This is a genomic window from Kitasatospora sp. SC0581, from assembly GCF_048159585.1.
Taxonomy (GTDB): domain Bacteria; phylum Actinomycetota; class Actinomycetes; order Streptomycetales; family Streptomycetaceae; genus Kitasatospora.
The window spans coordinates 13893-37840 of record NZ_JBLRWA010000023.1 but is presented as its reverse complement, the minus strand read 5'-3'; the positions used below and the strand labels follow the sequence as shown (position 1 = coordinate 37840).

Annotated in this window: 25 protein-coding genes; 15 read left to right on the top strand and 10 right to left on the bottom strand. The window is 74.9% G+C overall.

All coding sequences use genetic code 11. The annotated features are described in order from the left end of the window. Nucleotides 1-153: 153 nt before the first annotated feature. Nucleotides 154-1317, top strand: coding sequence for an acyl-CoA dehydrogenase family protein (locus ACLWS4_RS27720; RefSeq protein ID WP_049655285.1), 1164 nt, complete (start codon nt 154-156; stop codon nt 1315-1317). A 76-nt stretch (nt 1318-1393) separates the two neighbouring features. Here the strand turns inward: ACLWS4_RS27720 and ACLWS4_RS27715 are convergent, their stop codons facing one another. Next, nucleotides 1394-1915: a hypothetical protein gene (locus ACLWS4_RS27715; RefSeq protein WP_181970507.1), complete on the bottom strand. Its 522-nt coding sequence runs from the start codon at nt 1913-1915 to the stop codon at nt 1394-1396. 229 nt (nt 1916-2144) lie between these two features. On the opposite strand from ACLWS4_RS27715, the gene ACLWS4_RS27710 reads away from it, so the two are divergent. The 5 genes from ACLWS4_RS27710 (at nt 2145) to fxsA (ending at nt 7092) form a co-directional block, all read left to right on the top strand. After that, nucleotides 2145-2585 carry an Lrp/AsnC family transcriptional regulator gene (locus tag ACLWS4_RS27710; protein ID WP_045694655.1) on the top strand — a complete coding sequence of 147 codons (441 nt, stop codon included), beginning with the start codon at nt 2145-2147 and terminating at the stop codon, nt 2583-2585. 31 nt (nt 2586-2616) lie between these two features. Continuing rightward, nucleotides 2617-4224 carry an amidohydrolase gene (locus tag ACLWS4_RS27705; protein WP_416875510.1) on the top strand — a complete coding sequence of 536 codons (1608 nt, stop codon included), beginning with the start codon at nt 2617-2619 and terminating at the stop codon, nt 4222-4224. A gap of 42 nt (nt 4225-4266) precedes the next feature. Further along, nucleotides 4267-4716 (top strand): N-acetyltransferase, encoded by a 450-nt coding sequence (locus ACLWS4_RS27700; protein ID WP_199823138.1) that lies wholly within the window; start codon nt 4267-4269, stop codon nt 4714-4716. 95 nt (nt 4717-4811) lie between these two features. After that, complete coding sequence (gene lnt, locus ACLWS4_RS27695; RefSeq protein ID WP_416875509.1) at nt 4812-6458, top strand: apolipoprotein N-acyltransferase; 1647 nt, start codon at nt 4812-4814, stop codon at nt 6456-6458. A gap of 55 nt (nt 6459-6513) precedes the next feature. Further along, nucleotides 6514-7092 (top strand): FxsA family membrane protein, encoded by a 579-nt coding sequence (gene fxsA / locus ACLWS4_RS27690; RefSeq protein ID WP_074005174.1) that lies wholly within the window; start codon nt 6514-6516, stop codon nt 7090-7092. A 194-nt stretch (nt 7093-7286) separates the two neighbouring features. Here fxsA and ACLWS4_RS27685 read toward each other — a convergent pair whose 3' ends face one another. The 3 genes from ACLWS4_RS27685 to ACLWS4_RS27675 form a co-directional block, all read right to left on the bottom strand. Beyond that, on the bottom strand, nt 7287-7661 hold the full coding sequence (locus ACLWS4_RS27685; protein ID WP_049655293.1) for an RNA polymerase-binding protein RbpA: 375 nt from the start codon (nt 7659-7661) through the stop codon (nt 7287-7289). A 311-nt stretch (nt 7662-7972) separates the two neighbouring features. Continuing rightward, on the bottom strand, nt 7973-9589 hold the full coding sequence (locus tag ACLWS4_RS27680) for a hypothetical protein (protein WP_375874886.1): 1617 nt from the start codon (nt 9587-9589) through the stop codon (nt 7973-7975). Nucleotides 9590-9702: 113 nt separating this feature from the next. Continuing rightward, nucleotides 9703-9897, bottom strand: a complete 195-nt coding sequence (locus tag ACLWS4_RS27675) for a hypothetical protein (protein ID WP_049660046.1) — start codon at nt 9895-9897, stop codon at nt 9703-9705. A gap of 398 nt (nt 9898-10295) precedes the next feature. Here ACLWS4_RS27675 and ACLWS4_RS27670 point away from each other — a divergent pair, with 398 nt between their 5' ends. From ACLWS4_RS27670 to ACLWS4_RS27655, 4 genes are all read left to right on the top strand, one after another. Beyond that, a complete protein-coding gene (locus tag ACLWS4_RS27670; protein ID WP_049660049.1) occupies nt 10296-10712 on the top strand; it encodes an ankyrin repeat domain-containing protein in 417 nt (138 codons plus the stop codon). 24 nt (nt 10713-10736) lie between these two features. After that, nucleotides 10737-11252 (top strand): GNAT family N-acetyltransferase, encoded by a 516-nt coding sequence (locus tag ACLWS4_RS27665; protein WP_049660050.1) that lies wholly within the window; start codon nt 10737-10739, stop codon nt 11250-11252. A 48-nt stretch (nt 11253-11300) separates the two neighbouring features. Further along, a complete protein-coding gene (locus ACLWS4_RS27660) occupies nt 11301-12389 on the top strand; it encodes a serine hydrolase domain-containing protein (protein ID WP_416875508.1) in 1089 nt (362 codons plus the stop codon). Nucleotides 12390-12495: 106 nt separating this feature from the next. Next, nucleotides 12496-12996: an NUDIX domain-containing protein gene (locus tag ACLWS4_RS27655; protein ID WP_117486965.1), complete on the top strand. Its 501-nt coding sequence runs from the start codon at nt 12496-12498 to the stop codon at nt 12994-12996. A gap of 7 nt (nt 12997-13003) precedes the next feature. On the opposite strand, the gene ACLWS4_RS27650 is transcribed toward ACLWS4_RS27655, so the two are convergent. The 3 genes from ACLWS4_RS27650 to ACLWS4_RS27640 all read right to left on the bottom strand — a co-directional run bounded on the left by ACLWS4_RS27650 (nt 13004) and on the right by ACLWS4_RS27640 (nt 15406). Next, complete coding sequence (locus ACLWS4_RS27650) at nt 13004-13660, bottom strand: vitamin K epoxide reductase family protein (RefSeq protein ID WP_416875507.1); 657 nt, start codon at nt 13658-13660, stop codon at nt 13004-13006. A gap of 114 nt (nt 13661-13774) precedes the next feature. Continuing rightward, on the bottom strand, nt 13775-14578 hold the full coding sequence (locus tag ACLWS4_RS27645) for a DsbA family protein (protein WP_049659252.1): 804 nt from the start codon (nt 14576-14578) through the stop codon (nt 13775-13777). A gap of 153 nt (nt 14579-14731) precedes the next feature. Further along, nucleotides 14732-15406: a hypothetical protein gene (locus ACLWS4_RS27640; protein WP_416875506.1), complete on the bottom strand. Its 675-nt coding sequence runs from the start codon at nt 15404-15406 to the stop codon at nt 14732-14734. Between the two features lie 167 nt (nt 15407-15573). Between ACLWS4_RS27640 and ACLWS4_RS27635 the strand changes: the two genes are divergently transcribed. Next, nucleotides 15574-16452, top strand: coding sequence for a CHAD domain-containing protein (locus ACLWS4_RS27635; RefSeq protein ID WP_416875505.1), 879 nt, complete (start codon nt 15574-15576; stop codon nt 16450-16452). Between the two features lie 115 nt (nt 16453-16567). On the opposite strand, the gene ACLWS4_RS27630 is transcribed toward ACLWS4_RS27635, so the two are convergent. Next, nucleotides 16568-17392, bottom strand: coding sequence for a uracil-DNA glycosylase (locus ACLWS4_RS27630; RefSeq protein WP_416875504.1), 825 nt, complete (start codon nt 17390-17392; stop codon nt 16568-16570). Nucleotides 17393-17547: 155 nt separating this feature from the next. On the opposite strand from ACLWS4_RS27630, the gene ACLWS4_RS27625 reads away from it, so the two are divergent. Together ACLWS4_RS27625 and ACLWS4_RS27620 are read left to right on the top strand one after the other, a co-directional pair. Beyond that, a complete protein-coding gene (locus tag ACLWS4_RS27625; protein ID WP_387976357.1) occupies nt 17548-18540 on the top strand; it encodes a slipin family protein in 993 nt (330 codons plus the stop codon). 82 nt (nt 18541-18622) lie between these two features. After that, nucleotides 18623-19072, top strand: a complete 450-nt coding sequence (locus ACLWS4_RS27620) for a CBS domain-containing protein (RefSeq protein WP_049657806.1) — start codon at nt 18623-18625, stop codon at nt 19070-19072. Between the two features lie 180 nt (nt 19073-19252). Here ACLWS4_RS27620 and ACLWS4_RS27615 read toward each other — a convergent pair whose 3' ends face one another. Next, complete coding sequence (locus tag ACLWS4_RS27615; protein WP_380741255.1) at nt 19253-19876, bottom strand: TetR/AcrR family transcriptional regulator; 624 nt, start codon at nt 19874-19876, stop codon at nt 19253-19255. A 74-nt stretch (nt 19877-19950) separates the two neighbouring features. Here ACLWS4_RS27615 and ACLWS4_RS27610 point away from each other — a divergent pair, with 74 nt between their 5' ends. Both ACLWS4_RS27610 and ACLWS4_RS27605 read left to right on the top strand, forming a co-directional pair. Further along, entirely contained in the window at nt 19951-20454 is a 504-nt protein-coding gene (locus ACLWS4_RS27610; protein ID WP_074005182.1) for a DUF1453 domain-containing protein, read from the top strand. Between the two features lie 42 nt (nt 20455-20496). Continuing rightward, a complete protein-coding gene (locus ACLWS4_RS27605; protein WP_416875503.1) occupies nt 20497-21009 on the top strand; it encodes a hypothetical protein in 513 nt (170 codons plus the stop codon). Here the strand turns inward: ACLWS4_RS27605 and ACLWS4_RS27600 are convergent. Continuing rightward, the gene (locus ACLWS4_RS27600) at nt 21000-23891 is read right to left on the bottom strand and encodes an FAD-binding and (Fe-S)-binding domain-containing protein (protein WP_416875502.1); all 2892 of its coding nucleotides are present in this window, start codon (nt 23889-23891) and stop codon (nt 21000-21002) included. The genes ACLWS4_RS27605 and ACLWS4_RS27600 overlap by 10 nt on opposite strands. Nucleotides 23892-23948 lie beyond the last annotated feature (57 nt).

Genomic DNA, 23948 nt, shown 5'->3' with positions numbered 1-23948 from the left:
GACGGCAGCGCGGGTTTCGGGCATACTCGCCTTCGCCACGACTGTGAACGGCCGTTCACCGCAACCCGGTGCCGGTCGGTCCGACCAGCCACACCCACGCCGGACCGGCCGACACCTCGGTCCCGCGCCCCGATCGAGGAGGCGACCACCGCCATGACCCCCTCCCCTGTGAAAGCCGTGGAGCGCCAGCTGCCCACCGAGGAGGCCCGCGAGCTGCTGGGCCTCACCCGGGACCTGGTCCAGCGCGAGCTCCAGCCGCGCGCGGCGGAGGACGAGGCCGCCGGCCGCTTCCCGCGGGAGGTCTTCCGGACCCTCGGCGAAGCCGGCCTGCTCTCCCTCCCGTACGACGAGAAGTACGGCGGCGGCGACCAGCCCTACGAGGTGTACCTGCAGGTGCTGGAGGAGCTCGCGGCCGGCTGGCTGGCCGTCGGCCTCGGCGTCAGCGTGCACACCCTGTCCTGCCACGCGCTGGCCACCTTCGGCACCGACGAGCAGCGCGAGACGTGGCTGCCCGCCATGCTCTCCGGCGAGCAGCTCGGCGCCTACTGCCTCTCCGAGCCGCAGTCCGGCTCCGACGCGGCCGCGCTGCGCACCCGCGCCGACCTCGACGGCGACACGTACGTGGTGAACGGCACCAAGGCCTGGATCACCCACGGCGGCCAGGCCGACTTCTACAGCGCCCTGGTGCGCACCGGCGTCGACGGCCCCAAGGGCATCAGCTGCCTGCTGGTCCCCGGCACCCAGCAGGGCCTGTCCGCGGCCCCGCCGGAGCACAAGATGGGCATGTGGTCCTCGCCGACCGCGCAGCTGCACTTCGACGGCGCCCGGGTGCCCCGCGAGCGGCTGGTCGGCGAGGAGGGGCAGGGCTTCCAGATCGCGCTCGCCGCGCTGGACTCCGGCCGCCTCGGCATCGCCGCCTGTGCGATAGGGGTGGCCCAGGCCGCGCTCGACCTCGCCGTCGACTACGCCCGCACCCGGCGCCAGTTCGGCCGCCCGATCGCCGAGTTCCAGGGCCTGTCCTTCATGCTCGCCGACATGGCCACCCAGATCGAGGCCGGCCGCTCGCTCTACCTCTCCGCCGCCCGGCTGCGGGACGCCGGCCGCCCGTTCTCCAAGGAGGCGGCGATGGCCAAGCTGTTCTGCACCGACGCGGTGATGCGGGTGACCACCGACGCCGTCCAGGTGCTCGGCGGCTACGGCTACACCCAGGACTTCCCGGCCGAGCGCTACATGCGCGAGGCCAAGGTGCTGCAGATCGTCGAGGGCACCAACCAGATCCAGCGCCTGGTGATCGGCCGCCACCTCACGAAGGCCTGACGGCCTTCCCTCTCCACGGCCTCCGGCCGTCACTCCAGGGTGCGGAGTGACGGCCGGAGGCGTTCCCGGCGGAGCGTCAGCTCGCCTTGGCGGTACGGGCGGTCAGCGCCGGACGACGGCGGCGCTGCTCGGGGATGGCGGCCCGCATCGTCGCGACCGTCGGGGCTGCGGGCGCGGTCGGAGCGGCCTGGCCGACCGCGGCGAGCCGCACCGGGCGGTGCGCGACGGCGTGCGAGAACGGCTGGGTGCGCCAGTCCAGCCCGGTCGGGAGCTTGAACAGCGCGTCGATCCGGGCCGGTTCGGCGTCCTCCGGGGCCTCGACCTCGGCCAGGTCGTCCGTCGGGGTGCCCGAGCCCGGGCAGATCGCGGGGGCGAAGGGGTTCCAGGCGGTCGGCAGCAGCGCGTGCTGCGGCAGCCGGTCCTCGTCCGCCACCAGGGCGATCGGGCGGCGGCACTCGGGGCAGTCGACCCGGAAGATGTCCCAGTTCTCCGCCTCGCCGGGGTCGGTGCCCGGCATGTAATCGACCGCGAGGTCCTCGCGGTCGGTCATATCGTCGGTCTCGTCGGCGCCCAGCACACGCTGGTCAGTAGCAGGCATGAGGATCCCCCTAGGATCGGGCCCGGCGTGGTCGTCCAGGGCCACAACCAGCACTTCCCTGTGATCAGGACTCATAACCCTGCGGTCCCGTGCACCGTGATGCACCGGGTGTGTCCTTGGCCACACCGGACGCCACATTCGCCCGGCATGTGCCCGCCCGGTACCTGCGATCCCTCCCCGTGCCACCGCGTGCGCCCCCCGTGCTCCCGACCGGGTAGGTTTGCGCACTGTGGAGGATCTCGACCAACGCATTGTCCAGCTGCTCCTCGAAGACGGCCGGATGAGCTACACGGACCTGGGCAAGGCCACCGGCCTGTCCACCTCGGCGGTGCACCAGCGGGTGCGCCGCCTCGAACAGCGCGGGGTGATCCGCGGCTACACCGCGATCATCGACCCCGACGCCGTCGACCTGGCGCTGACCGCGTTCATCTCGGTCAAACCCTTCGACCCGAGCGCCCCGGACGACACCCCCGAACGGCTGGCCGGCCTGCCCGAGATCGAGGCCTGCCACAGCGTCGCCGGGGACGAGAACTACATACTCAAGGTCCGCGTCGGCGCCCCCGGCGACCTGGAGGACCTGCTGGCCCGCATCCGTAGCGCCGCCGGCGTCTCCACCCGCACCACCGTCGTCCTGTCCACCCCGTACGAGGCACGACCCCCGAAGCTCTGACCGCGAACGGGCGGGGTGCAGACTAGGCCGCATGACCGAACGCACTCCCCGGACCGTCCTGCTGCGCGGCGGCGCCGTCTACAGCCCCGCCGACCCCTTCGCCACCGCGATGCTCGTGGAGGGCGGGCACGTCGCCTGGGTCGGCAGCGACGGCGCCGCCGAGGCGTACGCTGCGACCGCCGACGAGATCGTCGAGCTGGACGGCGCCCTGGTCACCCCCGCCTTCGTGGACGCCCACGTGCACGCCACCGCCACCGGCCTGGCGCTCACCGGCCTCGACCTCACCGGCAGCCCCTCGCTGGCCGCCGCCCTGGCCGCCGTCACCGCCTTCGTCGACGCCCGGCCCGAGCCCGGCGGGGTGCTGATCGGCCACGGCTGGGACGAGAGCGGCTGGCCCGAGGGCCGCCCGCCCACGCTCGCCGAGCTCGACGCCGCCGCCCGCGGCGCCGCCCTCTACCTCTCCCGCACCGACGTGCACTCCGCCCTCGCCACCACGGCGCTGCGCGACCTCACCGAGGGCCTGGCCGAGGCGCCCGGCTTCAACCCCGAGGGCCCGCTCACCAGGGACGCCCACCACGTCGTGCGGCGGACCGCGCTGGCCCGGCTGACCCCCGAGCAGCGCCGCCGCGCCCAGCGGGCCACCCTGGTCCGCGCCGCCGAGCTCGGCATCGGCGCCCTGCACGAGTGCGCCGGCCCGGAGATCTCCTCGGAGGCCGACCTGGCCGCCCTGCTGGCTCTCGCCGCCGACGGCGAGGGGCCCGAAGTCTTCGGCTACTGGGGCGAGTTGGGCGGTGTCGAGACCGCCCGCCGGCTCGGTGCGGTGGGCGCCGGCGGCGACCTCTTCGTGGACGGCGCGCTCGGCTCGCACACCGCCTGCCTGCACGCCCCGTACGCGGACGCCGGGCACACCGGCACCGCCTACCTGACCGCCGGGCAGGTCGCCGACCACGTCGCCGCCTGCACCGGGGCCGGGCTCCAGGCCGGGTTCCACGCGATCGGCGACGCGGCCGTGGCCGCCGTGATCGAGGGCGTCCGGGAGGCCGGCGCCCGGGTCGGCGCCGACCGGGTCAAGGCCCTGCGCCACCGTGTCGAGCACGCCGAGGCCCTGGACGACGAGGCCGTCGCCGCCTTCGCCGAACTCGGCCTGACCGCCTCCGTCCAGCCCGCCTTCGACGCCGCCTGGGGCGGGCCCGAGGGCATGTACGTCCAGCGTCTGGGCGCCGAGCGGGCGGCCGCCCTCAACCCCTTCGCCGCGCTGCTGCGGGCCGGCGTCCCGCTGGCCTTCGGCTCGGACGCCCCGGTCACCCCGCTGGACCCCTGGGGCACCGTCCGCGCGGCGGCCTTCCACCGGACCCTGGACCACCGGATCTCGGTGCGGGCCGCCTTCACCGCCCACACCCGGGGCGGCTGGCGCGCCGTCGGCCGGGACCAGGACGGCGTGCTGGTCCCCGGCGCGGTCGCCAGCTACGCGATCTGGGCGGCCGGCGAGCTGGTCGTCCAGGCCCCCGACTCCCGGGTGGCCGGCTGGTCCACCGACCCGCGCTCCGGCACCCCCGGCCTGCCCGACCTCACCCCGGGCCACCCGCTGCCGACCTGCCTGCGCACCGTCGTCCGCGGCCGCACGGTGTACCAGCGGTAAACCCCGTGGATCGGCGGGCCAGCGCGTCCTAGGTTGACCACCATGACCCTGGTACCCGCCGACTTCACCGTCCCGCGCGAGCTGCTCGCCCCGGAGTTCCGCCTGGAACCCCTGGGCGAGCGGCACAACGCCTCCGACCACGCCGCCTGGACGGGCTCCATCGCCCACATCCGCGCCACCCCCGGCTGGGCCGGCCGCGGCTGGCCGCCCGCCGACGGGATGCCGCCGGAGCGGAACCTCGACGACCTGCGCCGGCACGCCGCCGACTTCGAGGCCCGCACCGGCTTCACCTACACCGTCCTGGAGCCGGACCGCGACGAGGTCATCGGCTGCGTCTACATCTACCCGGACCGCGAGGACCCGTCCGCGGTCTCGGTCAGCTCCTGGGTCCGGGCCGACCGCGCCCACCTGGACGCCCCGCTGTACCGCGCCGTCTCCGACTGGCTCACCGGGCACTGGCCGCTGCGGGAGGTCCGCTACACCCCGCGCTGACCCCGCTACCACCCTGACCTCACGGGTCTCCGACCTTCCGGGGTACCTTCTTCGCACAGCGTCCGAACAGCAAGCCCCAGGAAGATGGTGCGCCGGTGGCCACTCCCGTCACCCAGGAACGGCCCGAGGCCGTCCCCGAGCCGCAGGAGCCGGCGCCCCGGGCGAGCCGCGGAGCCCGTGCGCTCGCCAAGGTCCGCGCCGGCCTCCCGCGCACCGGCCTCGCCGCCCTGGCCGGCCTGCTGCTGGCCCTCGCCTTCCCGCCGTACGACCTGTGGCCGCTGTCGCTGCTCGGCGTCGCCGCGCTGTCGCTGCTCACCCGGGGCCGCACCTTCCGCCAGGGCCTGTGGACGGGCTTCGCGTTCGGCCTGCCGTTCTTCCTGATGCTGCTCAGCTGGCTGCGGGTGGTCGGCTGGGACGCCACGATCGGCCTGTCGGTCGTGGAGGCGCTGTTCCTGGCCCTGCTCGGCGGCGCCCTGGCCGTCACCTCCCGGCTGCCCGGCTGGCCGCTCTGGACGGCCTGCCTGTGGATCACCCAGGAGTGGGCCCGCGACCGGCTGCCGCTCGGCGGCTTCCCCTGGGGCCGGCTCGCCTTCGCCAACACCGCCACCCCGTACACCCCGCTGGCCGCGCTCGGCGGCGCGCCGCTGGTGACCTTCGCGGTCGCCCTGTCGGGCGCCCTGCTGGCCTGGGCCGCCCTGCGGCTTCGCGGGCCCGGCAGGGCCCCGAAGGCGGCCGCGCTGGCGGCGCTCGGGGCGGTGGCCGCGCTGCTGGCCGGCTACCTCGTCCCGGTGCCCACGGCCGCCGACGACACCGTCAAGGTCGCCATCGTCCAGGGCAACGTGCCCAACCCGGGCATGGACTTCCTGGGCCGCCCGATGATGGTCCTCAACAACCACGCCGCGGCCACCGAGCGGCTCGCCGCCGACATCAGGGCCGGCAAGGTCGAGCGCCCCGACATCGTGATCTGGCCGGAGAACTCCTCCGACCTCGACCCGTTCAGCGATCCGCTGGCCCGCCAGCGGATCGACGAGGCCGTGAAGGCGATCGGCGTGCCCACCCTGGTCGGCACCCTGGTGGACGGCCCGGACGCGCAGCACGTCCAGAACGAGGGCATCGTCTGGGACCCGGTCACCGGCCCCGGCGCCTCCTACACCAAGCAGCACCCCGTCCCGTTCGGCGAGTACGTGCCCTTCCGCGCCCAGCTGATGAAGGTGATCACCCGCCTCCAGCGGGTCGCCCGGGACTTCTACCCCGGCGACCACAACGGCGTGATGCAGCTCGGCCCGGCCCGGATCGGCGACGTGATCTGCTTCGAGGTCGCGTACGACGAGATCGTCCGCGACACCGTGGACAGCGGCGCCCGGGTCCTGGTCGTCCAGACCAACAACGCGACCTACGCCAAGACCGGCCAGCCCGAGCAGCAGCTGGCGATGAGCCGGCTGCGGGCCGTCGAGCACGGCCGGGCGGTGCTGATCGCCGCCACCAGCGGCATCAGCGCGGTGATCGGCCCGGACGGCAGCGTCCGGCAGCGCACCGAGGAGCTGACCGCGGCCGAGCTGTCGGCCACCGTCCCGCTGCGCGACGGCACCACGGTGGCCGACCGGGTCGGCGCCGCCCCCGAGTGGACGCTGGCCGTCGGCGGCCTGCTGGCCTGCGGCGCGGCGGTGCTGGTCGGCCGCCGCCGGAAGGCCCCGTCCGGAACACCGGCCGGGCAGGAATCGTTGGACCAGGTGGTGCCGTAGCCGGCCCGGACCTCCCGTGCGGCGCGCAGAGCACCGCTTGGAGTGGATTCGTACCGTGACCCAGCAAGCTACCCCCACCCGTCCGGCCCCGCGTAGCAGGCTCCGCCGGGTGCTGCCGCTGCTGATCACCGCCTGGCTGGTGCTGGAGATCTGGCTGCTGGTCCAGGTCGGCTCCTGGCTGGGCGGCCTCACCGTCGTGCTGCTGCTCGTCGCGGGCGTCCTGATCGGCGGCTCGCTGATCAAGCGGGCCGGGCTGAAGGCGTTGTCGGCGGCGATCGAGCAGAGCAAGAACCCGCAGTCCCAGCAGCCGCAGACCGGCACCAGCATGACCGTGCTGGCCGGCCTGCTGCTGATCGTCCCCGGCTTCCTGACGGACCTGGTGGCCCTGACCCTGCTCTTCCCGCCCACCCGGGCGCTGTGGCGGGCGGTCGGGCGCCGGGCCGCGGACAAGGCGCTGCGCAGCACTTCCGCCGCCGGGGCCGACCCGTTCGCGGACGCGATGCGGCTCCAGGAGCAGCTGCGCATCCACCGCCCGGACGGCAAGGTGGTCCAGGGCGAGGTCGTGGACCCGGAGGACGGCCCGCGCGGCCCGCAGGGCCCGGACACCACCTACCGCCCGCCGATCGCCGGCTGACCGGACCCGTCACGACGTACGAGCCCCCGAGAGGCGGACACCCCGCCCCTCGGGGGCTCGTCGCGCGGACGGCACCCGAACGGCCCGTCGCGCGGACCACGCGGACCATGCGGACCACGCCCGGACAACGCGAAAGGGACCCTGGTGACCAGGGTCCCTTTTCGCGTCCTCCCGCACGGGGCGGGAGCGAGGTGTCAGGCGCTCTTACGGGTGTCTCGCGGGTGTACCGCGAGGTTCATCCCGCCGGAGCGGAGCACGGCCAGCCGTTCGGCCAGCACCTCCTCCAGCTCCTCGCGCGTCCGGCGCTCCATCAGCATGTCCCAATGGGTGCGCGTCGGCTTGATCTTCTTCTCTTCCGGCTCGTCGCCGTCGAGAAGCGCCGCCTCCTGTCCACAGAAGCGGCATTCCCAGGTCGCGGGGATCTCGGCCTCGACCGAGAAAGGAACCTCGAAACGGTGTCCGTTCTGACATGCGTACTCGACGGTCTGGCGGGGAGCCAGATCGATACCACGGTCGGTCTCGTAGCTAGTGGCCCCGAGTCGCGTGCCGCGGAGAGCTCGCTCGCTCATGAATCGTGCCTCCCGGGCTTATGGCCCACAGGACTAGTGGTCGCTGTTCTTCGTCGTTCGGTCAACGCTCGGCTTCCGACGAAGATTCCCGTCCCGGGACATGCGTCGTCTGTAGTGCCGCCCCTGTTTGTACCCACCTGCGCCCGATTTGTCACATCTGGCCGGTGATATCACCCCAGGTGTCACGTATTTCACATCTGGTGATCGTGCGGACTTTCCGTGACGAGCGTACCGGGACGGGATTCGGCGGTGGTCGCCGCCCCCGGTCGAGGGCCGGGGAACCGGCCCGGGAGACGGGCCCGGCCCGGCCGTCAGGAGATCGGCCGTGAACGGATCATCGGCTCGCCCTTGGCCAGGTCGACCGGGCGGGCCGGCGCGGCCGGTTCGGCGGCGGGGACCACCGGCGGGCGGTCCGGGCGGGGCGGTGCGGCGGCGGCCGCCTCGGTGCGGCTGTCCCGGTGCGGCAGCAGGGCGATCACCGCGTCCCGCAGCGGGGCCGGGGCCTCGTCGTCCAGCGGGTCGACGGTGGCGGGCACCTGGAGGCGGAGCGGGGCGCCGTTGCCGATCCGGGCGTAGCCGCGGCCGACCGGGGCGTGGGAGGCGGGCACGATGTCCAGCGGCGCGCCGAGCGCGTCGCGGCCCTCGTCGGGGCCGGCCGGGCCGAGCACCACCCGGGCCCGGGTGGTGGTGCGGACGGTGGTGGTGAGCCGGTCCCGGGCGGCGAGGTCGTCGGCGACCACCACGGTGACCCGGGCGGCCCGGCCGTGCCGCAGCGGGAGCTCCAGCAGGTCCTGCGGGTCGGGGCGGCCCTCGGCCTGGGCGAGCTCGCTCAGCTCGGTCGGGTGGTCCAGCAGCAGCCACAGCGGCCGGGTGGCGTCCTCGGGCGGGGCGGTGCCGGCGTGCCGGGCGGCGTTGAGCGCGGCGAGCCGGCGCTCGGTCTCGCCGACGGCCCAGTCCAGGGCGGCCAGCGCGCCGTGCAGGCTGGTCTCCACGGTGTGCACGCCGGGCCGGTTCACCAGGCAGGCGTGCTCGCCGGTGCCCGCGCCGTCGACCACCACCAGGTCCGCGTACGGGAGCGCCTGGAGGGCGACCGAGCGCAGCAGGCTGGAGGTGCCGTAGCCGGTGACGCCGAGCACCAGCAGGTGCGGCTCGGAGGAGCGCGGGCCGGTGCGCCAGACCACCGGCGGCTGCTGGACGGTGGTGCCGCCCCGGGTGACCGGGATGGTGCGGGCGGTGCCGTCCTCGTCGGTGAAGCCCAGCACGATCTCGCCGGGGGCGGCCACGAAGCGCTGGGCGGCGATGTCGGTGGGCAGCGGGGCGAGCGCGGTGATCCGCAGCCGGTTGGACTCCTCGTCCCAGTCGAAGCGGTACTCGCGGGCCCGGCCGGCCTTGCCCTGGACCACCTGCTCGATCCGGGCCCGGGAGGACGGCTCGGTGTCGGTGAAGTAGGCCGGGTAGCTCATCTCCAGCCGGGAGAGCCGGCCCTCGCGGTCGAACTCCCACGCGCTGAAGGCGCTCTTGTAGGCGCCCTCGAAGTGGTACAGCGGGTTGGCGTCCTCGGGGCCGCACAGGTACGGGGTGAGCGCCGCGTAGAGGGCGGCGAGCTTGACGTCGGCGGCGTCCGGCGCGGGCGGTGCGGGCGCCGCCTTGGGGGCCCGGCCGGCCCAGGCGGCGCTGGCCATCAGGGCGATCAGGGCGAACAGCAGGCCGTGCGGCAGCAGGTAGACGCCGATCAGCAGGGCGGCGGTCAGGAACAGCGTCGGGCCGCGGCGCTCCTTGGGGGTCTCCTGCCAGCGGGACCTGGCCCAGTCGACGTGGTGGCGCAGGCCGCGGCCGATGACGGAGAGCGGGGCGAACATGTCGGAGGCGTGGTCCCCGGCGGTCCGGGCGATCGTGCGGCCCTTGCTGAGGTGGCGGTGGAGCGGCATTCCTTGACTCCCCGGGCGGTGGGACGGGTGGGGTGGGCGCGGTGGGGAACGACGGGGCCCGGGGCGGTGTGGGATCCGCGCCCGGGCCGGTACGGCGGGGGAGGAGGTGGTGGCTAGAACCTGATGCCGCTGAGCAGGCTGGCGAGGCTCGCGCCGCCCGCGGTGATGCTCGGCGCGATCGAGGAGCCGGCGATGTAGAAGCCGAAGAGGGCGCAGACGATGGCGTGGGAGACCTTTAGTCCGTCCCGGCGGAAGAAGAGAAAGGCGATGGTGCCGAACAGGACGATGCCGGAAATCGAGAGGATCACGTTCCGCTCCTCAGGAAGTGGGGACAAGCAGGGGTGTTACGGAAAGTGCACTAATCGTGACAAAAAGTAATAGATGATGGAACGGTGCAAATGGGTGGTTCTGCCGTTCAATACCGTTCCGGCGGCCGGGTGGCGGTATGCGCACCGGCCGGGGTGGGGGCCGGGCCGCGCGGGGATTCGGTGCGCCCAGGCATTCCCGGGCGGCGGGTGGGAAGTTTCCGGGGGGTCCCGGAAGTTCGCTCGAATGGCTGCGCAACGCGTGCGGTCGCGTGTCGTGGCGGGTGCGGGCCGTCATCCGGATCCCGGACGTCCGCTGGCCCGTCGCGGCACCGGCCGCTACCGTGCCCTGGGCGCAGCTCCGAGACCGCCCGACGACCCGACCGGAAAGGCCGCCCGCCATGACCGACGCCGCCAGCCAGCAGCCCGCCGACGCCCCCGACGCCGAGGTGATCGCACTCGCCGGGAAGCTCTTCGACGCCGCCCGGGCCGGGGAGACGGACACCCTGTCCGCCTACCTGGGGGCCGGTGCCCCGGCCGACCTCACCAACGACCGCGGCGACACCCTGGTGATGCTCGCCGCGTACCACGGCCATGCCGCCACCGTCGCGGAGCTGCTCCGGTACGGCGCCGACCCGAACCGCGCCAACGACCGCGGCCAGACCCCGCTGGCCGGCGCCGTCTTCAAGGGCGCCACGGACGTGCTCGACGTGCTGCTGGCCGGCGGCGCCGACCCCCGGGCCGGCGTCCCGAGCGCCGTGGACACCGCCCGGATGTTCGGCAAGGACGAGCTGGTCGCCCGGTTCGAGGTCCGCTGAGCGGGGATCGTAGGCTTTTTCACCATGAGCACCAGCACCGCCCAGGACACCGGCACCGTCGAGTTCCGTGTCACCGGCTACGCCCACCCCGACGCCCAGGCCCTGTCGGCGGAGGTGCAGCAGGAGTACGTGCGCCGCTACGGCGACCCGGACGAGACCGTCCTGCACCCCGAGGACTTCGAGGCGCCGGCCGGCCTGTTCATGATCGCCTACCTGGACGGCCGGCCGGTCGGCTGCGGCGGCTGGCGGGCCAAGCAGGCCGGCCCGGACGGCCTGCGCGACGGTGACGCCGAGCTGAAGCGGATGTTCGTGGTCCCCGACGCCCGCGGCCGCGGCCTGGCCCGCGCGGTGCTGCGCCGCCTGGAGCGGACCGCGGTCGAGGCCGGGCGCACCCGCTTCATCCTGGAGACCGGCACCGAGCAGCCCGAGGCGATCGCGCTGTACCAGTCCGAGGGCTACGCCGCGATCCGGAAGTTCGGCATCTACAAGGACCACCCGCAGAGCGTCTGCCTCGGCAAGGAACTCGCTCCGGCGGTCTGAGCCGCGGCCGCGCGGGGAAGGCTCCCGTCGGCCCGAGGAGGGGGACGGATGAGCCGCCGAGCGACTGGACCCGACGCACCCGGAGCCGACCGGCTCCCCGGCCTGGCCGCGCCCGGCGGGGAGCTGGACCGGCTGGTCGAGGACGGCGCGCGCACCGTCGGGGCGGGCGCCGTCTGGGCCGTCGGCGACGCCGGCGGCGCGCTCGGCGGCGGCGGTCACGGCGCGCTCGGGCAGGGGCCGTACGCGCGGCTGAGGCCCGGGCCGGACACCCTGTACGACCTCGCCAGCCTCACCAAGGTGGTCGCGCTCTGGCCCTGCGCCGGGGTGCTGCGGCAGTCCGGACGGCTGCCGCTGGACGAGCCGCTCGGCGCCTGGTGGCCGCCCGCCGCCGGGCACCCCGCCGGAGCGGTGACGGTCCGTCAACTCCTGGCCCACACCGCCGGGATGCTCCCGTACACCCGCTTCGAGCGGCTCTACGGGCGCGACCCGGCGGCGATCCGGGCCGGGGTCCTCGCCGCCCCGTCGCACCGGCCGCCGGGTGCGGCCGTCGAGTACACCGACCGGGCCGCCGTGCTGCTCACCTACCTGGTCGAGGACCTCGGCGGCGCGCCGCTGGACCGGCTCGCCGAGCAGTGGGCCTGGCGGCCGCTCGGCATGGCCGACACCCGCTACGGTCCGCTCGGTGCCGCGCTCGCCGCCCGCACTGCGCCCACCGAGTACGAGCAGGGCGCCGGCGCCCACCTGCGCGGCGTCGTCCACGACCCCTCGGCCCGGCTGCTCGGCGGGGTCTCCGGCAACGCCGGGGCCTTCTCCACCGCCCGCGACCTCGCCCGCTTCCTCATCGCTCTGCTCGCCCCGCCGCCCGGGCTGCCCTGGGGTGGCGCGTGGATCGAGGAGTCGCTGCGCGAGCAGACTGGCGGCCTCGCCCCCGCCCGCGGCCTGTCCTGGCTGTACGCCCCCGGCACCGGACCGGCCGAGGGCACCTTCGTCCACTACGGCTTCACCGGCACCGGCTTCTGGGTCTCCCGGCGGCTCGGCCGCTGGGCCCTGCTGCTCACCAACAAGGTGCACTACGACCGGGACATCCAGCGGCTCACCGAGCTGCGCAACGCCTTCCGGCGGGCCGTCTTCGGCTGAGGCCGCCCCCGGCACTCATTCGGGTGGATTCGGCGCGAACAGCCGTTTGGCGGGCGGGGATCGCGGCAGATTGTCCCCGACGGCGGCGGTCGGCGGAGGAGGCGCGATGACGGACACCTGGGCACTCTCGGAGGAGGAGTGGCTCGCCGGGATGGTGCGCGCCTACGTCGGGTGCAGCGTGCTGCTCACCGACGAGGCGGGCAAGGTCCTGCTGCTGAAGGCCAGTTACCGCGACCAGTGGCAGTTCCCCGGCGGCGGGATGGACCCGGGGGAGGGGCCCGCCGAGTGCGCCGCCCGCGAACTGTACGAGGAGACGGGGCTGTTGGCGGGGCCGCTGCGGCTGCTCGTCGTGGAGTGGCGCGACGCCATCCCCGACCAGGGCGAACACGCCCACCCCGCCGTGCAGTTCATGTTCGACGGCGGGACGGTCGCGGCCGGGTCGGTGGTCCGGGCGCAGGTCGAGGAGATCGCCGACCACGGGTACTTCACCCCGGCCCAGGCGGTGGTCCTGCTGCAGCCCGGTGCGGCGCGCCGGCTCACCGGGGCCCTGGAGGCCCGGCGGACGGGCGCCGCCACGCTGCTGCACTCGGACGGGTACGTGGGGTGACGGACGGTCAGAGGAGCGTGCTCCAGTAGTACCAGAACCGGTTGAGGACCAGCAGCGCGATCACCGCCGCCCACAGCACCGGCAGCGCCCAGTGGTAGCGCGCCGCCTCCCGGACGACCACGGCCAGCCGCGGGCCCACCGGGATCACGCCCGAGCGCAGGTTGTGCAGCGTGGTGTACCAGAACAGCGCCACCACCGTCGCCCACACCACCATGCAGTACGGGCAGAGCGCGCCGATGTCGTACAGCGCCTGGTAGATCAGCCAGTGCGCGAACCCCACGCCTACCGCGGTGCCCGCGTTCAGCCCCAGCCAGAACCAGCGCCGGTACGCCGCACCGGCGAGCAGCCCCGCACCGATCGCCGCCAGCGCGCCGAAGGCGGCCAGCCCGAGCAGCGGGTTCGGGAAGCCGAAGACCTCCGCCTGCTCGGTGCGCATCACCGAACCGCAGCTGATCACCGGGTTGATGTTGCAGTTGGGGACGTAGGAGGGGTTCTCCAGGATGCGGAGCTTGTCGAAGGTCAGGACCGCCGAGGCGGCCAGCCCGACCAGACCGCCGAGGAACAGCAGGAAGGCGTAGGCCCGGCTCGCGCCGATCGGGGCCCGGGCCCGGGCGGCGTCGTCGGGAGCGGAGCGGGACGGGGGCACGGTGGTAGCAGCGGACATGGCAGCACACTCCGGTGGCTGGCTGGGAGGAGCCGGCCCGGCCGGGAGTTCGGCCGGGCCGGGTGGTGCCGTACGGTGCGGTGGTGAGGTGGTGCGCGGGGGTGGGGGCGCGGCCTACTGGAGGCCGGCGGCCTGCTTCACCTGCGCGGTGAACTGCTCCGGCGGGACCACGGCGTTCCCGGCGAACAGGGTGATCTGCTTGCCGTCCACCTTGACGGTCGGAGTGCCGGTCACGCCGCTGTCGTTGAACGCGTCGGCGACCTTGGCCGCCCACGGGGCGTAGGTCTTGTCGGTCACCGCCTTCACGAAGGCGTCCGTCTTCAGCCCGGGCACCTGGCCGGCCAGGTCCAGGATGTGGTTGACGTCGCCGAAGCCGTCCTCGCGCTCGTCCGGCTGGTTGGCGTACAGCACGTCGTGGAACGCCTTGAACTGGTCCACGCCCTCGTTCAGCGCGGCGCCGACGGCGGCCAGCGCGGTGCGCGAGCCCTTGCCGCCGAGGCTCTTGTCCAGGAAGGCCGCCAGGTGGAACTCCACCTTGATCTGGCCGTCCTCGGTGAGCTTCTTGACGGTCTCGCCGTTCGCCGCCTCGAAGTGCTTGCAGACCGGGCAGCGGAAGTCCTCGTAGACCGCCATGGTGTGCGGGGCGTCGGCCTTGCCGTAGGTGATCACCGTGCCGTTCGGGCCGGAGGCGTTGGCCGGGGTGACCAGCGGCGCGGACGCGGCGGCGGAGGACTTGTCGTTCTTGTCCGAGGCCGAGTTGACCGCCACGGCGACACCGCCCGCGAGGGCCAGCACGACGACGGCGGAGACCGTCACGACGATCCGCTGACGGCGCTTGGCGGCCTGCTGCTCGCGGCGCTGCGCCTCCTGGATCCGCTCGCGGGCACTGATGCGCTTCTTGTTCTTGTCCTGGGACACGGGGGAGTCAACTCCTGTACGCGGCGCGCGGGTGCGCGCGGGAAGCCGCAGCTGCTGCGGCGGGGTCGGTGAACGCGGGAGTCGTGCGCACTGCCTGCGGGCGTACCGTGCCCGTTTCGGGCGGGTACGGGGATGATCAGATGAGGCCGGAGATCAGCAGGCAGGCGCGAAGGCGGGCGGACCGCGCCGGGGCGCCGGGCTCAGCACCACGTCCTCGCGGCGCGGCCGCGGGCGGTCCGACACCGGCAGCGGCACCCGCAGCACCGGACGGACCGGGGTCGGGAGCAGCAGGACGACCAGGGCGCGCAGTGGGCCGGCCAGCGACTCGCTCAGCGCGCGCAGCGCCCGGGCCAGACCGGACAGGGCGGCGTCGCCCATCCGCAGCCAGGCGGAGGCCGCCAGCGCGATCACCAGGTGCACCAGCAGGAGCAGCAGCTGGGTCGCGGCGGGCGCCAACTGGGCGGTGTGCCCCAGCGGGCCGCTCAGCAGCGAGCCGTCCACCGAACCGCCGCCACAGACCAGCAGGTTCACCCCGCGTGCGGGCACCTGACCGGCCAGCACCGGCGAACAGCCGGCCTGGCCCAGGTTGAACGTGGTGTTGAGCAGCAGCTCGACCGGCACCATCACGCCGGAGATGTGCAGCAACCGCCGCTCCCCGCCGGCCAGCACGGTCGCGACCAGGAAGACGACGGCACCGGCCGTGGCCACCAGCGACAGCGGCAGCGGACGGCCCGTGATGACCACCTGGCCCAACGCGGCCATCGGCACGGCGAGCGCGGTGAACACCGCGGCCCGCAGGGCCCTGGTCGCGTGGGAGGAGGTCGTCACGCTCCGGAGTATGCCATGGCCTCCGCGTCCGGCACGAGGGCCTGTAGGTCCCTGGTCCGGCTGACGCGCGCTCAGTAGCCTGCGAGGTCGCCCGTCGGGTCGACAGCAGCCGCGGCCGCATTAGCCTGGAAGGCGTTCCCGCTGACCCGACGAGGGGGCGAGCGCGCATGGCGAAACCCGAGACCACGGTGGGACAGGTGCTGCTGGCCCGCATCGAGGCGCAGGCCGTGGTGCTGGCCGGCCTGGACGAGGCCGTCCGGGCCGACGAACCGGACGCCGTGCACCGGATGCGGGTCGCCTGCCGGCGGCTGCGCAGCGCCCTGCGGACCTTCCGGCGGCTGTTCGCCCCCGGCGCCACCGACGAGCTGGTCGCCGAGCTGCGCTGGCTCGCCGCCGCGCTCGGCGGGGCGCGGGACCGCGAGGTGCTGGCCGAACGGCTCGCCGCCGAGGCCCGCGAGCTGCCCGCCGAATGCGGGCCGCAGCGGGTCGCCGCCGCGCTGGAGCGGTGGGGCGAGGCCGAGTACCGGCAGATCTGGCCGGAGGTCGTCGCCGCCCTCGACAGCCCCCGCCGCCGGGCCCTCGGCGAGGCCCTCGCCACCCTCCTCGCCGACCCGCCGCTGCTCCCGCGCGCCGCCCGCGGCGCCGTCCCGGAGCTCTCCCGGATCGCCGCCCGCGAACAGGACCGCACCGCCGAACGCGTCCGTGCCGCCCTCGCCGCCGCCCCCGGGGAACGGGACCTCGCCCTCCACGCGGCCCGCAAGGCGGCCAAGCGCGCCCGCTACGCCGGCGAGACCGCCGCCCCGGCCGTCGGCGCCCGGGCCGAGCGCTACGCCCAGCGGATGAAGGCCGTCCAGGAGGTGCTGGGCGAGCACCAGGACGCGGTGGTCGCCGCGAGCACCCTCGCCGCCCACGCGGCGAGCGGCGGCGAGCCCTTCGGCTACGGCGTCCTCTACGGCCGCCAGCTGGCCGCGGAGGAGGCCGCCCGGCGCCGGCTGCCGGAGGTCTGGCGGCCGGCGGGCAGGCGGAAGCTGGCCCGCTTCGGGTAGCGGCGGCCTGGCCGCTGGGCGACCGGGCCTCGTCCGTCGCGGGCGTCACGCTGCCGGTGGACGGCGGGATCACGGCCACCCGCCGGTTCGACCGACCGGACCGCTTCGCCGCGCCCTACCGGGGGTCGAGCCCCGCCGAGCGGGCGGCTTCGCGCAGCAGGTCCCGGAGCATCGCGGTGGTCAGCCGGCCGGTGTTGGTGTTGCGCGGGCTCACGTGGTAGCAGCCGTACATCCGCAGGTCCGGGCCGCCGTCGCGGGCCGGGAAGGCGGCCACGGCGGCGTGGCCGAAGGCGGGGCGGGGGCGGGGGAGCCGCCAGCCGGCGTCCGCGATCACCGGCATCATCGCCTGCCAGGCGAAGCCGCCGAGGGCGACGAGGGTGCGCACGGTGGGGCGCATCAGCTCCAGCTCCCGGGTGATCCAGGGCCGGCAGGTGTCGCGTTCCGCGGTGCTGGGCTTGTTGTCCGGCGGGGCGCAGCGGACCGGGTCGGTGATCCGGACGCCGGACAGTTCCAGGCCGTCGCCGTAGCGGACGGACTCGGGGCGGTTGGCGAGCCCGAGCTCGTACAGGGCGGCGTAGAGCAGGTCGCCGGAGGGGTCGCCGGTGAAGATCCGGCCGGTGCGGTTGGCGCCGTGGGCGGCGGGGGCGAGGCCGACCAGGACGAGCGGGGCGTCCGGCGGGCCGAAGCCGGGGATGGGACGGGCCCAGTAGTCCTGGTCCTGGTAGGCGCGGCGCTTGGTGCGGGCGGTCTCCTCGCGCCACGCGACCAGGCGCGGGCAGGCCCGGCAGCCGGTGACGACGCGGTCCAGCGCGGCGAGTCCGGCGGCCCGGGCGGCCGCCTCGGCGGGGTGCCGGGGGTGCTCGGGGTCGTCGGCGGCCTGGTCGGACGCCAGGTGGGAGGGCTCGTCGGCGGGGGAGGAGGGCGCGGCCTCGGTCGGCATGGTCGAGATCCTAGGGGCAATCGGACGTTCGTACCGGCGTCGTCCGGGCAGGCGTAGCGTGGAATCAGTTGCTCCGGCGGTCCCCGGCCGGTCCGGGTCGGCGGCGGCCGGAGACGCCGGTGTGCGCGCAGTGCGCCGGTCGCGAGGAGGCCGCGATGATCGTCGATGCGGTGCTGGGTGCGCTCGGGGGGCTGGCCGGGCTCGGGGTGATCTGTGCGGGCCTGAGCATCAGGGTCGTCCAGCAGTTCCAGAAGGGCGTGGTGTTCCGTTTCGGGAAGGTGCGCGACGAGGTGCGCGAGCCGGGGCTGGTGGCGCTGATGCCGGTCGCGGACCGGCTGCGCAGGGTGAACGTGCAGATCGTGACGATGCCGATCCCGGCGCAGGAGGGCATCACCCGGGACAACGTGACCGTGCGGGTGGACGCGGTGGTCTACTACCGGGTGGTGGACCCGGTGAAGGCCACCGTCAACGTGCAGGACTACAACTTCGCGATCTCCCAGGTCGCGCAGACCTCGCTGCGCTCGATCATCGGCAAGAGCGAGCTGGACGACCTGCTGGCCAACCGGGAACCGATCAACCAGGGGCTGGAGTTGATGATCGACAGCCCGGCGCTGGGCTGGGGCATCGAGATCGACCGGGTGGAGATCAAGGACGTCGCGCTGCCGGAGTCGATGAAGCGCTCGATCGCCCGGCAGGCGGAGGCCGAGCGGGAGCGGCGGGCCCGGATCATCACGGCGGACGGCGAGTACCAGGCCTCGCAGCGGCTGTCGGACGCCGCGGCCGTGATGAGCGCGACTCCGGCCGCGCTGCAACTGCGGCTGTTGCAGACCGTGGTGGAGGTGGCGGCGGAGAAGAACTCGACGCTGGTGCTGCCCTTCCCGGTGGAGCTGCTGCGCTTCCTGGACAGTGCCACGGAGGTCCAGCAGCGGAACCTGCTGACGGCGGCGGCGGTCGCGGCCGGGGCGAAGGCCGTGGAGGAGGCGGTGGAGAGCGGCGAGATCCCGGAGGAGGGGCTGGAGCCGGAGCCGCCCAGGCATGAACTCCCGCCCCTGGAAGAGGTGTTGGAGCAGTCGCCGCTGGATCGTCCGGAGTCGCCGGACGGCCGGGCCGGGCGCGGCGGCCCCGCCGGGCCGGACGGAGCGGAGTGAGCGGGTCGGCCCCGGTGGCGTCGGCCATCCGCCCGGACCACGATGGACGAGGGGAACGGGAAGCCAGGTCAGGAGGCGGACCATGACCAGAGCCAGCGACATCATGCACCCGGGCGCGGAGTGCATCCGTGAGCACGAGACGCTCGCGGCCGCCGCCCGGATCATGCGGGAGCGCCATGTGGGCGCCCTGCCGATCTGCGGGCCGGGCGACAAGCTGCTGGGGATCGTGACCGACCGCGACATCGTGCTGCGCTGCGTCGCCGAGGACCGCGACCCGGCGTCGGTGACGGCGGGCGAGCTGGCGCAGGGGCGGCCGATGACGGTGGAGGCGGACGAGGACTGCGAGCAGGTGCTGCGGGTGATGGAGCAGTACCAGGTGCGCCGGCTGCCGGTGATCAACCACCCGGAGCACAAGCTCGTCGGCATGATCAGCGAGGCGGACATCGCGCGCGGGCTGCCGCAGGCGCGGGTCGCCGAGTTCGTCTCGGCGGTCTGCGCGGAGGAGGCGCCCGCGGGGGCGGCCCAGGGCTGACACCCCCTGCTGCGCGTACGCGGGCTGCGGCCCCCGCCGACGGACGGGCGGGGGCCGCAGTCGTGCCGGTCCGGTCATCCCAGGGCGTAGACGGAGTGGCGTGGGTGGCGGGGGCCCGGTGCCGTCGGTGCTCTCCGTGCCCTCGGCGACCTCGGCGACCTCGGGGGTGTTGGCGCGGTCTCAGGAGGCGGGGGCGGCCAGGGTGTCGAGGTGGCGGCGCAGCACCGCGCGCAGCTCGTCGGGGCCGACCAGGTCGGGGTGCTGGACGGCCTGGAGGGTGAGGCCGTCCAGCAGGGCGGAGAGCCGGCGGGTCTCGAGGTCGAGGTCGAGGCCGGGGGCCAGGCCGCCGGCGCGTCGGGACTCGGCGAGGACGCGTCGGACCAGGTCGTCGAGGCCGGTCTGCATCTCGACGGCGCGGGGCCGCAGGTCGGGCCGGGTGCGGGCGGCGGTGACGAAGGAGAGCCAGAGCGCGGACTCCTCCCGGCGCCCGGCGTCCAGCGGGAGGGTCTCGGCGAGCAGTCGGACGGTCCGTTCGCGCCGGTCGGTGCCGGCGGCGGCCGGGTCGAGCAGGGCGGCGGCGTGGGCGCGGATGCGGGCCTCGATCCGCCGGGCCAGCTCGCGCATCGCGAAGATCATCAGCTCGGAGCTGCCGGCGAAGTAGTGCCGCACCGAGCCGACGGCCAGTCCGGCCTCCTCGGCGACGTTGCGCAGGGAGGCGTGCTCCAGTCCCTCCCGGGCCGCGACGCGCAGGACGGCGTCGGCGACGGCCTGGCGGCGTTCGGCGGGGTCCACGATCTTCGGCATGTTGCCGTTATAGCACGAGCGAGCTAAATTGCTGATTTAGCACGGTCGAGCTACAAAAATTCGGGGAGGCAGGAATGAACGGCTGGGTGCACGCGGGGCTGATCGCCGTCGTGGTCGTGGTGGTGGTGATCCGGCGGCTGCGCGGCGAACCGCTCAACGCCCGGGACCTCTTCGCGCCGCCGGTGGTGCTCACCGCCCTCGGCGTGTGGGCGCTCGCCCAGAAGCACGGGCTCGGCGCGGCCGACTATGGCTGGATCGCGGCGGGCGCCGGGCTCGGCGTCGCGCTGGGGGCGGTGCGCGGCGCCACCATCCGGGTCTACGAGCGGGAGGGCGTGCTGTGGCAGCGCTACACCGGGCGGACCTTCCTGGTCGCGGCGGTGTCGCTGGCCCTGATGGCCGGCTTCGCCGCGCTCGCCGCGCACTTCGGACTGGCCGCGGACGCCCGTCCGATCCAGCTGTCGATCGGGGTGGGCTTCCTGGGGGAGGCGCTGGTGGTGGGCTTCCGGGCGCTCTCCTCGGGCACGCCGTTCGCGCCGGAGAAGCGGGGTGCGAGCCCGCTGGACCGGTTCGGCCGGTAACTATGGTTGTCGTGGATGAGTTCGTTAACTACAGTTGTCACCATGACGACCGTGGAGATCACTCCGGAGGAGCGGGCCGCGCTGGCCAGGGCCCTCCTCGACGCGCTCGACCCCCTCGCCGCCGCCGTGCGCGCCCGCGCGACGGGCCTGCCCGCGGAACGGATGTGGAACGCCGAGCCGGTCGAGGTCGCGCTCTCCGTCCTGTCCGCCTGGAAGCTGGTGGACGCCGAGGTCAAGCTGCTCGCCGCGGGCGCGGCCGCCACCGCGGGTTCCTACGGCGCCAGTTACGAGCAGCTCGGCGCCGCCTGGGGCATCACCCGGCAGGGCGCCCGGAAGAAGTGGCCGGAGGCCGTCAGTCGTCCGGTGGCGCGGCTCGGGCTGCTCGAACTGTTCGGTGGAACGGCCGAGTTGGCGGAGGACGAGGCCTCCGGAGACTGGCGCTGGACGGCCACCGGCGCGGACGGCGCCACCGGTGGGGCGGCGGCCAGCCACCGGACCAGGGAGGAGGCCGCGGCCCACGCCGGGGCCTTCCTCGCGGCGCACCGTCAGGACTGATCCCGCAGCTCCCGGGCGATCAGCTCCGCGAGGTGCAGGGCCCGCCGCCCGTCCGCGAGTTGGGCGATCTGGGTGCGGCAGCTGAAGCCGTCCGCCAGGACCACCGCCTGCGGCCCGGCGGCCCGGAGCCCGGGCAGCAGCACCCGCTCTGCGATGGCCTCGGACGCCTCGAAGTGGCCCCGTTCGAAGCCGAAGTTGCCCGCCAGGCCGCAGCAACCGGCGTCCAGCACCCGGTTGTTCAGGCCGAGCCGGGCCTCCAGCCGGCGGTCGGCGGCGCTGCCGAGCACCGCGTGCTGGTGGCAGTGGGTCTGGGTGACGGCGTCCAGCGGGATCCGGGGGAGCGGGGCGTCCGGGGCGAACTCGTCGAGGAACTCGGCGAAGGTGCGGGTGCGGTCGGCGAGCGGGCGGCCCTCCGCGCCGAGCAGCCGGGGCAGCTCCTCGCGCAGGGTCGCGGTGCAGCTGGGGTCCAGGCCGATCACGGGGGTGTCGGCCTGGACCCCAGCTCCGTCCAGTGCCCGCAGGCTGCGCCGCAGCACCCTTCGTGCGGTGCCGAGTTGGCCGGTGGAGTACCAGGTGAGGCCGCAGCAGACCGGGCCCGGGGGCAGCCGGACGTCGAAGCCCAGGTGCTCCAGCACCTCGACGGCCGAGCGCAGCACGCTCGGCTGGAGGCGGTCGGAGAAGGTGTCCGGCCACAGCAGCACCGGCCGGGCGCCCGCCGGGGCCGGGTGGGTGGCGCGGTGCCGCCGGTACCACGCGGTGAAGGTCTCCGGCGGGAGGACCGGCAGCACCCGGCGCCGGTCGATCCCGCCGAGCCGCTTGAGCAGCCCCCCGGCCCGGGAACGGGCGAGGGTGTTGGCGGCCCCGGGCGCGAGCGAGGCGGCCCGCAGCCAGAGCGGCAGCCAGCCCATCGAGTAGTGCGCGAGCGGGCGCGGCCGGCGCCGGTAGTGCTGGTACAGGAACTCGGACTTGTAGGTCGCCATGTCGACGTGGACGGGGCAGTCGCTCGCGCAGCCCTTGCAGCTCAGGCAGAGGTCCAGCGCCTCCCGCACCTCCTCCGAGCGCCAGCCGTCCGGGATCGCGTCCCCCCGCAGCATCTCGGCGAGCAGCCGGGCCCGCCCCCGGGTGGAGTGCCGCTCCTCGCCGGTGGCCAGGTAGCTCGGGCACATCACCCCGCTGCCCGGGGCCACGCACTTGGCGACGCCCACGCAGCGGTGCACCGCCTTCACCAGGCTGCCGCCGTCCTGCTCGTACGGGAGGGCCAGCGGCAGCGTCCGGCGCGGGGCCGTGACGAAGCGCAGGTCGGCGTCGAGCGGGCGCGGGTCGACCAGCGCGCCCGGGTTGAGCAGGTTCTCCGGGTCCCAGATCCGCTTGAACTCCCCGAACAGGCTGATGATTTCGGGCGGGTACATGCGCGGCAGCAGCTCCGAGCGGGCCTGCCCGTCGCCGTGCTCGCCGGAGAGCGAACCTCCGTACGAGACCGCCAGATCGGCCGCCTGCTCCAGGAACTCCCGGAAGACCAGCACCCCTTGGGGCTCGTCCAGCGGGAAGTCGATCCGCAGGTGCACGCAGCCGTCGCCGAAGTGCCCGTACGGGACGCCGTGCAGGCTGTGCCGGCGCAGCAGGGCGCGCAGGGCCCGCAGGTAGTCGCCGAGCCGCTCGGGCGGGACGGCGGAGTCCTCCCAGCCGGGCCAGGCCTCGCCGCCGCCGGGCAGCCGGGTGACGATCCCCGCGCCCGCCTCCCGGACGGCCCACAGCTGGCGCTGCTCGACCGGGTCGGTGACCAGGGCGACAGCGGCCGAGCGCTCGCGCTTCACCGCGTCGGCGAGCCGGCGGGCGGCCTGGTAGGCGGCCCGCGGGGTGTCGCCGCCGGTCTCCAGGAACAGCCAGCACTCGCCGGCGGGCAGCCGGTCCAGCGCGGGCGGGCGGGGCCCGGCGGCGAGCAGCGCGGCGATCAGGTCGGCCGCCATGCCCTCGGCGGTCAGCGGACCGTACGGCAGCAGCGCCGGGACGGCGTCGGCGGCGGCGCCCTCGTCGGGGTAGCCGGCCACCACCAGGGCCCGGGCCGGCGGGTCCTCGACCAGGCGGACGGTGGCGCCGAGCAGCAGCGCGCAGGTGCCCTCGGTGCCGGTGAGCGCCCGGGCCAGGTCGTGGCCCTGCTCGGGCAGCAGCGCGTCCAGCGGGTAGCCGGAGGTGCGGCGGGGCAGCCGCGGCATGCCCTGCCGGATGGCGGCGAGGTTGCGGTCGGTGAACTCCTGCAGCCCGGTGTGGAGTTGGCCGACCCGCCCGGGCAGCGCGGCGAGCGCGGCGCGCTCCGCGGGGGTGAGCCGCCCGCCGACGGTCAGCTCGGTGCCGTCCGCGAGCAGCAGCTCCAGCCGCTCGACGTTGTCGGCGGTGCGCCCCCAGGCGAGCGAGTGGGAGCCGCAGGAGTCGTTGCCGATCATGCCGCCGAGGGTGCACCGGCTGTGCGTGGACGGGTCGGGCCCGAAGCGCAGCCCGTACGGCCTGGTGGCGCGCTGGAGGTCGTCCAGCACGGTGCCGGGCTGGACGCGCGCGGTGCGGGCCCCCGGGTCGATCTCCAGCACCGCGCCGAGGTGGCGGCGGAAGTCCAGCACCACCGCGCCCGGGCCGATCGCCTGCCCGCCGATGCTCGTCCCGGCCCCGCGCGCCACCACCGGCACCCGGTGGGCGCGGCAGAGCGCCAGCGCGGTGCGCACGTCGTCGAGGTCGGCCGGCTTGACCACGCCGAGCGGCAACTGCCGGTAGTTGGAGGCGTCCTGGCTGTAGACGGTGCGCTCGGCGGCGCCGAAGCGGACCTCGCCGCGCAGCACGGCGGTCAGCTCACGGGCCAACTCGGCCCCGGGGACGGCGGACGGACGGCTCACCAGGACCTCCCAGGAGTACGGCTCCGCCGATGATCGCAGCCGCGCCGCCGCACCGGT